Annotated in this window: 7 protein-coding genes; 3 read left to right on the top strand and 4 right to left on the bottom strand. The window is 72.7% G+C overall.

Annotation, left to right across the window (positions count from 1 at the left end):
* Positions 1 to 132: 132 nt before the first annotated feature.
* Positions 133 to 3,315 carry a pullulanase-type alpha-1,6-glucosidase gene (pulA, locus tag QLQ12_RS45060; protein ID WP_282767234.1) on the top strand — a complete coding sequence of 1,061 codons (3,183 nt, stop codon included), beginning with the start codon at positions 133 to 135 and terminating at the stop codon, positions 3,313 to 3,315.
* 75 nt (positions 3,316 to 3,390) lie between these two features.
* Positions 3,391 to 3,915: a hypothetical protein gene (locus QLQ12_RS45065; RefSeq protein ID WP_282767235.1), complete on the top strand. Its 525-nt coding sequence runs from the start codon at positions 3,391 to 3,393 to the stop codon at positions 3,913 to 3,915.
* Between the two features lie 183 nt (positions 3,916 to 4,098).
* On the opposite strand, the gene QLQ12_RS45070 is transcribed toward QLQ12_RS45065, so the two are convergent.
* The 4 genes from QLQ12_RS45070 to QLQ12_RS45085 form a co-directional block, all read right to left on the bottom strand.
* Positions 4,099 to 5,058, bottom strand: a complete 960-nt coding sequence (locus tag QLQ12_RS45070; RefSeq protein WP_282767236.1) for an alpha/beta hydrolase — start codon at positions 5,056 to 5,058, stop codon at positions 4,099 to 4,101.
* 56 nt (positions 5,059 to 5,114) lie between these two features.
* Positions 5,115 to 7,943, bottom strand: coding sequence for an AfsR/SARP family transcriptional regulator (locus QLQ12_RS45075; RefSeq protein WP_282767237.1), 2,829 nt, complete (start codon positions 7,941 to 7,943; stop codon positions 5,115 to 5,117).
* Positions 7,944 to 8,006: 63 nt separating this feature from the next.
* Positions 8,007 to 9,479 carry an aminopeptidase P family protein gene (locus QLQ12_RS45080; protein WP_282767238.1) on the bottom strand — a complete coding sequence of 491 codons (1,473 nt, stop codon included), beginning with the start codon at positions 9,477 to 9,479 and terminating at the stop codon, positions 8,007 to 8,009.
* A 78-nt stretch (positions 9,480 to 9,557) separates the two neighbouring features.
* Complete coding sequence (locus tag QLQ12_RS45085; RefSeq protein ID WP_282767239.1) at positions 9,558 to 10,130, bottom strand: superoxide dismutase family protein; 573 nt, start codon at positions 10,128 to 10,130, stop codon at positions 9,558 to 9,560.
* A 108-nt stretch (positions 10,131 to 10,238) separates the two neighbouring features.
* Here QLQ12_RS45085 and QLQ12_RS45090 point away from each other — a divergent pair, with 108 nt between their 5' ends.
* Entirely contained in the window at positions 10,239 to 11,414 is a 1,176-nt protein-coding gene (locus tag QLQ12_RS45090) for a PfkB family carbohydrate kinase (protein ID WP_282767240.1), read from the top strand.
* Positions 11,415 to 11,828 lie beyond the last annotated feature (414 nt).

Genomic DNA, 11,828 nt, shown 5'->3' on the forward strand with positions numbered 1-11,828 from the left:
CTCTCGGTTGCGTCTTCGGTAAACCGTACGTCCGTCTTGCTAGAACCTGCAAGGCGGGTCCCACCGGCCGAGTCTTGCAGCCTGTCGTCGGGAGGCCCGGAAAATGTCGTATCCCGCTGCGATGATGTGCCGGTGACGACGATCGAGATCACTGCGGACGCGCTGGACGAAAAACGCGGGACGCGTCCGCAATGGCTGATCGTGCACTATCAGCGCTCCGACGGTGACTACACCGACTGGGTGCTGCATGCCTGGGGCGATCTCGCGCCGGGCGCCGACCTGGATTATCCCGACGGTGTGCCGTTCGCCGGCGAGGACGCGTGGGGCCGTTTCGCCTGGGTCCGCGTCGCCGACAAGGCGCAGGAGATCGGCTTCCTGGTCCTCAACCGCCGCGGCGCCAAGGATGTCGAGATCGACCGCTGGGTCACTCTGCGTGATGCCAGTGAGATCTGGGTCACAGCAGGCGATCGCCGTGTCTCCGCCGTCCCGCCGGTGACCGCGCCACAGCCCGCCGATGTCGTGATCCACTACCGGCGGCCCGACGGCGACTACGCCGGCTGGGGCCTGCACTGCTGGGAGGGCGTCCCGGTCACGGAGAAGACCCGGTGGGGTCTGCCGCACATGCCCACCCGCTTCGACTCCTTCGGCGCGGTCTTCGAGGTGCGGGTGCGGCCCGACGCCGTCGGCCTGTGTTACGTGCTGCACCGCGGCGAGGAGAAGGACCTGCCCGACGACCAGCGGCTCGACCTCACCGTCACGCGCGAGGTGTGGCTGACCGCGGGGGTGCGGGCACCGGTCCGCCCCGACCTCGGCACGCTCGGGCCCGAGCTCGACGCGGCCCGGGCCCACGCCGTCTTCATCGACCGGGGAACCGTCGCGTTGCCCGAGTGGTTCGCCTCCCGGGCCGCCACCTTCACCCTGAACTCGCTTCCCCTGGTGCCGCGGCCCGGCGGCCTGTTCCAGGCGCAGAGCCGTCGCTTCCCGCACCTGCGCGCCTATCGGGCGTTCGCCGTGCGTGAGCTCGGCGACGCGGCCCTGAGCGAGCTGTTGCGAGACCGGCTCCTGGTCATCGGGCGCGACACCTCGAACGAGGTGGTCGCGCTCACCGCCGTCCAGCTCGCCGGGGTCCTCGACGACCGCTATGCCGACGCCGTCGACGCCGAGCTCGGCCCGGTGATCGACGACGGCCAGCCACGGCTCTCGGTGTGGGCGCCCACCGCCCGCACCGTGGCACTGGAACTCTTCCGGGAGCCCGGCGAGGAGCCGCGGGTGCTGCCGATGGAGCGCGACGACGTGACCGGCGTCTGGTCCATCGCCGGCAAGCGCAAATGGCTCGGCCGCTACTACCGCTACCGGGTCGAGGTGTGGCATCCGGCCGCCCAGCGGGTGGTCACGACCAGCGTCACCGATCCGTACTCGACATCGCTGGCCACCGACTCCACCCACAGCCAGCTCGTCGACCTGGCCGACCCCGAGTTGTGCCCGCCCGGCTGGGAGACGCTGGTCAAGCCGGCCCCGGTGGCCCCCGCCCGCATGCAGATCAGCGAGTTCTCGGTTCGCGACTTCTCCATCCTCGACACCACCGTGCCGCCCGCCGAGCGCGGCACCTTCCTGGCCTTCACCCACGCCGGCTCAGCCGGGATGCGCCATCTGCGTTCCCTCGCCGAGGCCGGCCTCACCCACGTGCACCTGCTGCCGGTCAACGACTTCGCCACCGTGCCGGACCGGCGGGCCGACCAGGCGGTGCCCGCGTGCGACCTGGCGTCCTTCCCGCCCGACTCGCCCGAGCAGCAGCGCGCCGTCATGGCGGTGGCCGACTCCGACGGCTTCAACTGGGGTTACGACCCGTGGCACTGGACGACACCGGAGGGCAGTTTCGCCACCGACCCGGCCGGCGCGGCCCGCATCCTCCAGATGCGCACGGCGGTGGCGGCGCTCAACGCGGCCGGGCTGCGGGTGGTCCTCGACGTGGTCTACAACCACACCATGGGCGACGGCCTCGACCGGTTCAGCGTCCTCGACCGGATCGTCCCCGGCTACTACCACCGGCTGCTCGAGGACGGCAGCACCGCCGAGTCCACCTGCTGCCCGAACACCGCGCCCGAGCACGCCATGATGGGCCGTCTGATCGTCGACTCGCTGGTCACCTGGGCCCGGGAGTACAAGATCGACGGCTTCCGGTTCGACCTGATGGGCCACCACCCGCGGGCCAACATCCTGCAGGCGCGGACCGCCCTGGACAGGCTGGGCGGCGACATCGCCCTCTACGGGGAGGGCTGGAACTTCGGCGAGGTGGCGTACGACGCACGGTTCGCCCAGGCCACCCAGGTCAACATGGCCGGCACCGGGATCGGCACGTTCAACGACCGGCTGCGCGACGCGATCCGCGGCGGTGGCGCCTTCGGCGACGACCCGGGGGTGCGTGGCTTCGCGACCGGGCTCGGCTCAGCGGTCCCGCTGTGGCTGCACGACCAGATCAAGGTGGGGCTCTCCGGCGCCCTCGCGACATACCGGTTCGTCGCCCACGACGGGGTCGAGCACAGCGGCGCGCAGATCGGCTACAACGGCTCACCCGCCGGTTACGCGCACGCCCCCGGCGAGGTCGTCAACTACGTGGACGCCCACGACAACGAGATCCTCTACGACGCCATGGCGTTCAAACTGCCGTCCGGCACCTCCCCGCCGGACCGGGCCAGGATGCAGATCCTGGCCCTGGCCCTCGTCCTGCTCAGCCAGGGCGCCGGGTTCGTCGCTCTCGGCACCGAGCGGCTCCGGTCGAAATCCCTCGACCGGAACTCGTTCAACTCCGGCGACTGGTTCAACCAGATCCGCTGGGACCCGGGACTCGGCAACGGGTTCGGGATCGGCCTGCCACCGGAACCCGACAACGGCGACAAGTGGGACTACGCGCGGCCGCTGCTCGGCGACCCGGCGCTGGTTCCGGCGCCCGACTTGATCGACCTGACCGCCGAGCGCTACCGGGAACTGCTGCGGATCCGCCGGTCATCGCCGGTCTTCGGGCTGCCGGACGCCGAAGAGGTGCAGCGGCGGCTGTCATTCCCGCTGGGCGGGCCGGGCGAGCAACCCGGGGTGATCGTGATGTGCCTGGACGGCACCGGCCTCGACCCCCGCTGGGCGCGGGTCGTGGTGGTCTTCAACGCCACCGACGCCCCGGTCGACCCGGCGATCCCGGAACCGGACGGCCTGCGCCCACACCCGGAGATGATGTCGTCGGCCGACCCGGTCCTGCGCACGGCGACCCCGTCCGAGGTGCCGGCCCGGTCGGTCGCCGTCTTCGTGGACGACATCGCCTGACCGCGGCGAGCGCGGCTGCGCTAGATTGCGCCGCACGAGCCCCGGTGCGCGAGGCTCACGGAAACGGAGGTTGCGGTGCGGTTCGAGCGTGCCCTGTGCGCGTTGATCCTGGTCGGGCTCGTGGGAGGGTGCACTTCCTCCTCCGGCGACGAGGGCGAGGCGAAGCCGGCCGTCGTGGACCCGGCGAAATCCGCGGCCACCGAGTCCGGCGGCTCCCCGCCGGCGTGGACCGAACCGGGCGCCTACACCTACACGCTGACCCGTGGCTGTGACGCCGCCAAGCCGCTGGGGCGCTACCAGGCCACAGTGGCGGCCGGTGCGGTGACCGGCGCCACCCGGGTCGGCGCGTCCGCCGCGTCGCCGGCGCCGTCGTCCGAGGTGGATCTCGGTCCGGTGACCGGCCAGGAAGGCGAGGAGATCGAGGTGCCGACGCTCGGCGAGCTCGTCACGATGGCGCAGACCGCCAGCGAGGACGGCGCCGAGGTGTCGACCGAGTTCGACCGCACCGACGGGCATCCGGTCAAGGTCACCATCAACGTGGCCGAGACGCCCGACGGCGCCGAGTGCTGGTCGGTCAGCGACTACAAGCCGAGCACGTGACGTGCGAGGGGCCCGGCCGGGGAGGAACCCGGCCGGGCCCCTCGGCGATCAGTCGGTCGTCGCCGCGATCGCGGTGCGGATCAGATCGGCCGCGGCGAGCGGGCGCTGCGAAACCGCCAGAACCCGGGACGAAACTGAACACGTCCGCGAGCGCGCCGTGCACGAGGACCACCGTGGGAGCGGTCACGGGTGCAGTGCCTCGCGCAGGAAGTCGCCGCCCTGACGGGTGGCCGCCTTCGCGGCGTGGGTGTCCTTGAGCGCGTTCAGCAGCACGAAGTCGTGGATGATGCCCTGGTACCGGACGGCCGTGACGTCGACGCCCGCGGCGCGCAGCTTCGCCGCGTACGCCTCGCCCTCGTCCCGCAGCACGTCCGCCTCGGCGACGATGACCAGCGCCTTCGGCAGGCCGGCCAGGTCTTCGGTGGTGGCCCGCAGCGGCGACGCGGTGATCTCCGCCCGTTCCGCCTCGCTGGTCGTGTACTGGTCCCAGAACCACTGCATGCCGTCGCGGCGCAGGAAGTAGCCCTCGGCGAACTGGTGGTACGCGTCGGTGTCGAACGCGGCGTCGGTCACCGGGTAGAACAGCAGCTGCGCGGCGATCGCCGGGCCGGAGCGCTGCTTCGCCAGGATGGTCAGGGCGGCGGTCATGTTGCCGCCGACCGAGTCGCCGGCGACCGCGATGCGGGTCGCGTCCAGGTCGTGCTCGGCGCCGTGGGTGGCGACCCACTCCAGGGCGGCGTAGACCTGCTCGACCGCGATCGGATAGCGGGCCTCGGGGGAGCGGTCGTACTCGACGAAGACGGTGGCGGCGTTCCCGCGCACGGTCAGCTCGCGGACCAGCCGGTCGTGGGTGTTCGCGTCGCCGAAGACCCACCCGGCGCCGTGCGTGTAGATCAGCACCGGCAGCGGGCCGGACACGCCGGCCGGGCGCAGGACACGGACCTTGACCTGGCCGGTCGGGCCGCCCGCGAACGTCAGGTCCCGCACGTCGGCGGCGGGCGTCTCGACACCGGCGCCGTCCTGCACCGACTCGACGGCCTTACGGCCCTCCTCCGGACCCAGGTCGAACAGGTACGGCGGGTTCGCGGTCGCCTCGACGAAGGCCTGCGCGGCCGGCTCGAGAACGGGCTTGGGATAGCTCATGGGGATTCTCCTCGAAGATCGGATCGAGGATCAGGTAACCGGACGGCAGTGCACGATCAGTGCACGGGCGATGCACTCACGAGCGTCCGGGAGATCCGTCCGATCCTGGCGGCATAGTCCGCGATCTTCGCCTCACCGAACGTCTCGCGGTAGGCGATGCCGTGGCGGCGCAGCAGATCGTGGATCGCCTCGCACGCCGCGAGAGCACGATCCCGGTCACCCAGCGCGGCGCAGGCCTCGGCGAGGAAGACGTACGCCGGGAGCTGCGTGTGAATCTCGCCGGGCGCCATCCGCGCCACCGCCCACTCGGCCATCTCGGCGGCCCTGGACGGATCACCGGTCATCAGGGACAACTCGGCGAGCCGGGCCGCGAACATGCAGTGCAGATCGCTGTTACCGGCCGTGACGGCCAGGTCGAAGGCCTCGCGGGCGACCGCGATCGCCTCAGGCAGCTGACCGTCCTCCTCCAACTGCAGGACGAGGGCGTCGAAACAGAACCCGAGGACTGTCGGCTCACCGATCTCCCGGGCCACCTCGGCCGCCTGCCGCAGGTACGCGATGCCGCGATGCCGGTCCGCTTCCGCGACCGTGATACCCAGGTTGCGCAGCACGTGAGCCCGGCCGGTCAGGTCACCGGAGCGTTCGGTGATGGCCAGGGCCTGTCGCAGGTGGGCCTCGGCCGCGGCCCGATCGGCCGGGCGCTGGACGATCGACGCCTCCCGCAGGATCGCGGCCTCCAGCACCGGCTCGCCGAGGTCACCGGCGAGCGCCAGGACGCGCAGTGTCTGCTCCCGTGATTCGACGGCGGCCTCGACGCGGGAGGAACGCACCGTCCGCAGGTCCAGCACCATGAGCACGGCCTCGCGCACCCGGCCGAGAGCCAGCACGAGGTCGATGACGCACACCAGGACCGGGCGCTCCCGCACGTACCAGCGCAGGGCGGAGGCGATGTCCGGCAGGATCGGCGGGGTCACCTCCGGCGACGGCGGGCCGAGAGGCACGACCGGCGGGCGGCCGAACGCCAGATGGGCCGCGCGGGCCGCCCGCACGTAATGCTCGATGAGCCGGCGCTGCGCATCGCCGCGTTCCGAGGCGCCGCTGGAATCGAGCAGCTCTCCGGCGTAGGCCCGCAGAAGGTCGTGCAGGGCGAACCGCTGAACGCCCACCTCGGTCAGCATGTTGGCGGCGCACAACTCGGCCAGCGCGCCCCGTACGGCCGCGCCGAGCCCGGCGATGCTGGCGGCCGCCTCGAACGGGATCTCCGGCCCGGTGTGCACGGCGAGGAGCCGGAACAGGCGGGCCGCCGCCGGGCTCAACGCCGTGTAGGACCAGGACAGCGCCGAACGGACGTCGTCGTGGGCCTCGCCGGTGGTCAGTGCGTCCAGCCGGGCCTGCGAGGTCAGCTCACCGACGATGTCGGCCAGTCTCATCTCCGGCCGCACCGCCGCGTGAGCCGCCGCGATCGACAACGCCAGCGGCAGGCCCGCGCAGAACCGGACCAGGGCCGTGGTCGCCTCCGGCTCGGCCGAGAGCCGGGGCGCGCCGATCCGCTTGGCCAGCAACTCGCGTGCCGCCGCGTCACCGAGCCGGCCGACCGGGACGGGCCGTGCGCCCTCATGCGCGACCAGACCGGTCATCCGGTTGCGGCTGGTCACCACGACCAGGCAGCCGGGCGCGCCGGGCAGCAGCGGGCGGACCTGGTCGGAGTCGCGGGCGTTGTCCAGCAGCACGATCATGCGGCGGTCGGCGACCGCCGAACGGAACCGTGCGGCGCGGGCGTCGATCCCCGCACCGCCCAGCGCGGCGGGGCTGACCCCGACCGACTCCAGCAGCGTGTTCAGCGCCTCCAGCGGGGACACCACCCGGCCGCTCGGGTCGAACCCGCGCAGGTTCAGATAGAGCTGGCCGTCGGGGAAACCGGGCGCCAGCCGGTGCGCCCAGTCGACGGCCAGCGACGTCTTGCCGATCCCGCCCATGCCACTGAGCACCAGGATCGTCCCACCCGAGCGGGCCTCCAGGATCTCCGACAGATCGCCGCGGGCGACGAACCCGGCGACCCGGCGAGGCAACTGGACCGGGCGCGGCGGGCCGGCGGGGTCCGCGCCGCCCGGCTCGTCCCCGGCCAGCGCGATCAGATGCGCGGCCCGCAGCTCCGGGCCGGGATCAGCGCCCAACTCGTCGGCGAGCAGCCGCCGAACCTCGTCGAAGAGCACCAGCGCCTCGGCACGGCGGCCGGCGGCCGTGAGCAGCCGCACCATCCGGGCCTGCAGGGGCTCGTGCAGCCGCGCCGACGCGGCGATCCGCTGCATCTGGGGGACGCCGCGCATCACGGCCGGTTCGGCGAGGGCGAGGTCAGCGGCCTCGACCGCGATCTGGACCCGCTCGTGGCGCAGGGCTACGAAAGCCGGATCGTCGAGAACCTCCGCGTCCAGGCCGGCGAAGACCGGTTCCTGGACGCGTTCGAGTGCCTGCGCCCACGCCTGTGCCGCCTCCCGCACCTGCCCGGCGGCGACCGCGGCCCGCGCCGCCTCGGTCAGTTCCCGGACCGCGACCAGGTCACAGGCGCGGGCATCGGCGACCAGGCGGTAACCCTGCCCGGCGGGCTGAACCCACCGACCGGGCGCCCGGCTCGGCAGGTCCGGCTCGAACAGGCGGCGCACCTGACCGACCAGCCGGTGCAGCTGATTGACCGCGCTCGGCGACGGCTCCGCACCCCAGATCAGATCGACCAGCTCGGCCACCCCGACGACCCCACCGCGGGCCGCGAGCAGCACCGCGAGAAGGGTCCGCAGGCGAGGCGCCGCGATGTCCACCTCGACGCCGGCACGCCACATCCGCAGCCCGCCGTAGGACCTCAGCCGCACGGCGGGCTCGGTGTTGCTCATACGCCGATCCTGCCCGGCGGACCGGGCTGTCGTCACGCTGCGCGACCGCTGTGAAGATCACACTTAGCCGGGCAGGCGCGGACCGGCCTCACGCTGTGACGCCAGCCACTGCTCGACCTCGCCGGCGGCGCGCGGCAGCCCGGCCGACAGGTTACGGCAGCCGTCCGCGGTCACCAGCACGTCGTCCTCGATGCGGACACCGAGGCCGCGCAGCTCCTCGGGCACCAGCTCGTCCTCGGGCTGGAAGTAGAGGCCCGGCTCGACGGTCAGCACATAGCCCTCCTGGAGCGGGCCCTCACGGTACGTCTCGGTGCGCGCCGCCTGGCAGTCGTGCACGTCGATGCCGAGCATGTGTCCGAACCCGTGCAGCGTCCAACGCCGGTAGACCGTACTGTCGTCGCTCATCGCCTGGTCCACGCTGACCGGCAGCAGGCCCAGATCGTCGAGGCCCTCGGCGAGCACCCGCATGCACACCTTGTGCACGTCCCGGAAGACCACACCCGGCTTGATCGCGTCCATGCCGGCCTGCTGGGACGCGTACACGATGTCGTAGACCTGCCGCTGCAGCGGCGTGAACGTGCCGTTGACCGGCACGGTCCGGGTCACGTCGGCGGTGTAGAGGTTGTTCCCCTCGACGCCCATGTCCATCAGCAGTAGTTCGCCCGGTTTCGTCACACCGGTGTTGCGCACCCAGTGCAGGATCGTCGCGTGCGCGCCGGCGCCGACGATCGAGGTGTAGCCGACGTCGTTGCCGTCGTGCCGGGCACGCAGGCCGAAGACGCCCTCCAGCAGCCGCTCCTTGACGCTCCGGTCGGCCGGCAGGACGCGGGCCACGTCCTCGAAGCCGAGGACGGTCGCGTCGATCGCGGCCTGCAACTGGGCGATCTCCCACTCGTCCTTGACCAGCTTGAGCTCGGAGATGACCCCGGCCAGCTGACGGTCGCGGGGTTTCGACCGGTCCGGCTCGTAGGCCAGCACGGCCCGGTCCACGTTCGCGTCCAGGCCGCGCAGCACCCGGGTGCGGCCCGGCGCCGAACCGGCCAGCGCCGCGCCCAGGTCACCGAGCGGCGCCGTGGCCAGGCCCAGCTCGGTCGACTTCTCGGCCAGCGTGTGAGTCCGGCCGACCCACAGCTCGCCGTTGCGGTCCCGGAAGAACCGGTCGGTGTCCTTGGAGTTGCGCTGCCGGGTGTAGAGCACCGCGTCGTGCCCCGAGCCGCTCGGGTGCAGGACGAGAACGCTGTCCGGGTCGCGGTCGCCGGTCAGGTAGAAGAAGTCGCTGCCCGGGCGGAAGTGGTAGTCGGTGTCGTTGGCACGCACCTTCTCGTTGCCGCTCGGGATGATCAGCGTCTCGCCGGTGAACGCCTCGGAGAGCGCGTTACGCCGCTTCGCGTAGTTGGGCACCTCGGGCAGGGGCGCGACGGCCAGCGGATCCTCCCGCCAACCCTGGCGCATGAAGCTCAGGAACGCCTCCGGGAAGTCGGGGTCGTGCGACTCCGTCTTCGGCGCGGGCTGGCTCTTGCCGCTGTTATCGGCCATCGTGGGTGCCTCCGTTCTCGGTGCCACCGACGTTACCGCTGCGCCGCCGGGCCCGGCAGGCCCGGGCCCGGGCGGGCCTCAGCGCGTCACCGTGTCACGGGTCAGGCACGCCAGCCGGGCGCCGGCGGTGCCGGCCACGCCCGGCGTGGTGTGGGTGTGCTCGGCGTGCAACACCAGCGACCAGGGCTGCCGGGATTCGTCCAGATTCCAGTCCTGCCTGGCGCGGACCCGGCCGACACCGTGCGTGTTCGTCACGAAGTCGAGCCAGACCTCGTTGTCCGGGTTCGCGTAGGCCGGGTCCACCGACGGTTTCCCCGGGCCGGCGGCGGGGTCGAGGCGGTGCTGGTAGTGCGGGCCGGCGGCGGCCGGGTCCTTGCCGCACGGGCTGGTGTGCAGGTGAGCGCCGTACGCCCGGTCCGGCTTCAGCCCGGTGGCGAGCAGGCTCACCCGTACCCCGTCGTCGGTCTTGGTGATCATGACCCGGGCCCGTGCGCCGGCCGGAACCGCGGCGGTGTCGTAGGTGACCGCTCGGGCGCCCGTGCGCCAGGTCTTGAAGGTGCCCTCGGAATCCGCCCCGGGACTCGCCGCGGGCGCGGGCGCCGCCGCCGTGAGCATCAGCGGAGCGACGATGGCCAACAGTCTCGTCTTCATCGCTTAATCATCCCAAATTCACCTATATCATCCCTCAGTTCAGGCCCGGGTGGCCCTGGAGTGCCCGGACCGTTGGGGACCTGTCGGCAAGAGTGAGAGGCTGACCTCGTGGGTTACGCGATGGTGATGGGCGAGGCACTGATCGACCTGCTCGAAGCCGACGTCGGCGGTGAGCGGGTCTACCGGCAGGCGATCGGCGGCGCGCCGCTCAACGTCGCCGTCGGCGTCGCCCGCCTCGGCGGCGACGCCCGCTACGCCGGAACCCTCAGCGACGACGTCCTCGGCGACCGCATCGCCGCCTTCCTCCGCGCCGCGGGCGTCGGCGACCGCTCGGTGCGCCGCGTCCCCGTCCCCACCACTCTCGCCGTCACCACCTTCGAGGGCGCCGAGCCGACGTTCACCTTCTACGGCGAACCGCCGTCCTACGCGCTCCTCGGCCCCGCCGACCTGGACCCGGCCGAGATCGCGGCCGCATCCGTCCTCTACACCGGCTCGATCTGTCTGCTCCGCGAGCCGTTCCTCACCGCCGCGCGAGCCGCCTGGTCCACCCTCCCCGTCGCAGCCTCCGACTCCGTCCCTGCCGACCCCACCCCGCCGCGAACGGCCGCCGCTCCCGAAACGGCCGCTCTCGGCTCCGCCGCGCCCGCGACGGCCGCGGGCTCGGGAACGGCCGCCGGTTCGGGGACGGCCGCCGGTTCGGGGACGGCCGCTTTGGGCTCTGCCATGTCGGGCACGGCCGCCGTGTCGGGGACGGCCGCTTCAGGGTCTGCGGGTTCGGCGGCCCCCGGGCCGGCACCGCTGCGAGTCTTCGACCCGAACGTGCGGCCCACCCTGCTGCCCGACACCGCCGCGGTGAACGCCCTCCGCGAACTCGTCGAGGAATTCTTCGCCACCGCCGACCTGGTCAAATTGAGCGCCGCCGACGCCGTGATCCTCTACGGCGAGTCCGACCCGGCGGCCGCCGCAGCCCGCATTCGCGACCTGGGCGCGGCAACGGTGGTGGTCACCTGCGGCGCCAAGGGAGCCCACGTAGCCACCCACGACGGCGCCACCACGCTCCCGGCCCCGGTGGTCGACGCCATCGACGCCACCGGCGCAGGCGACTCGGTGATGGCCGCCCTGATCAGCCGGCTCCTCGCCGAAGGCCGCCCCGGAGACCTGCCCGGCTGGGTGCGCCACGTCAGCTTCGCCCTCTCGGTCGCGGGCCTCGTCTGCGAACGCCAGGGCGGCGCCACCGCCATGCCCACACCCGCCGACCTCAAGGCCCGCTGGGGCTCCTTCTGAGCGACCCCCTCCCACAAGCGCCGACCCCAGCCTCAAAGCCAAAAATCAACACCCCTTTCCAGTACGGCTACGCAGCGCCCCCTGACTCCCCGCAAGGCAGCCGCCACCCCGCACCGCAGCGCAACCACGGAACACGCCCCCTGGCCACCGCCGTCCACAGCGCCGCCCCCACCTCTGAGCCGCCCCCACCTCTGAGCCGCCCCCACCTCTGAGCCGCCCCCACGTCTGGGCGCACCCATGTTCCGGCCAGCCCGCCACGGGCGGTTTCGGCCGCCCCGCCCCGCCCAACCTCGTCCACCCCGCCCCGCTCTTGTCCGGCCCTCGCCCATCCCACCCTCGGCCCACCTTGATCCGGCCAGCCTCGGCCCATCGCGGCCGACCTCCGGCACAGCCCCCCCCCCCCCCCCCCCCCCC

It is taken from the genome of Actinoplanes sandaracinus (assembly GCF_030009775.1).
Lineage (GTDB): Bacteria > Actinomycetota > Actinomycetes > Mycobacteriales > Micromonosporaceae > Actinoplanes > Actinoplanes sandaracinus.

Excerpts from the sequence above, each read along its gene's own strand:
- QLQ12_RS45070 (WP_282767236.1), bottom strand. The coding sequence starts at position 5,058 with ATGAGCTATCCCAAGCCCGTTCTCGAGCCGGCCGCGCAGGCCTTCGTC.
- QLQ12_RS45075 (WP_282767237.1), bottom strand. The coding sequence starts at position 7,943 with ATGAGCAACACCGAGCCCGCCGTGCGGCTGAGGTCCTACGGCGGGCTG.
- QLQ12_RS45080 (WP_282767238.1), bottom strand. The coding sequence starts at position 9,479 with ATGGCCGATAACAGCGGCAAGAGCCAGCCCGCGCCGAAGACGGAGTCG.
- QLQ12_RS45085 (WP_282767239.1), bottom strand. The coding sequence starts at position 10,130 with ATGAAGACGAGACTGTTGGCCATCGTCGCTCCGCTGATGCTCACGGCG.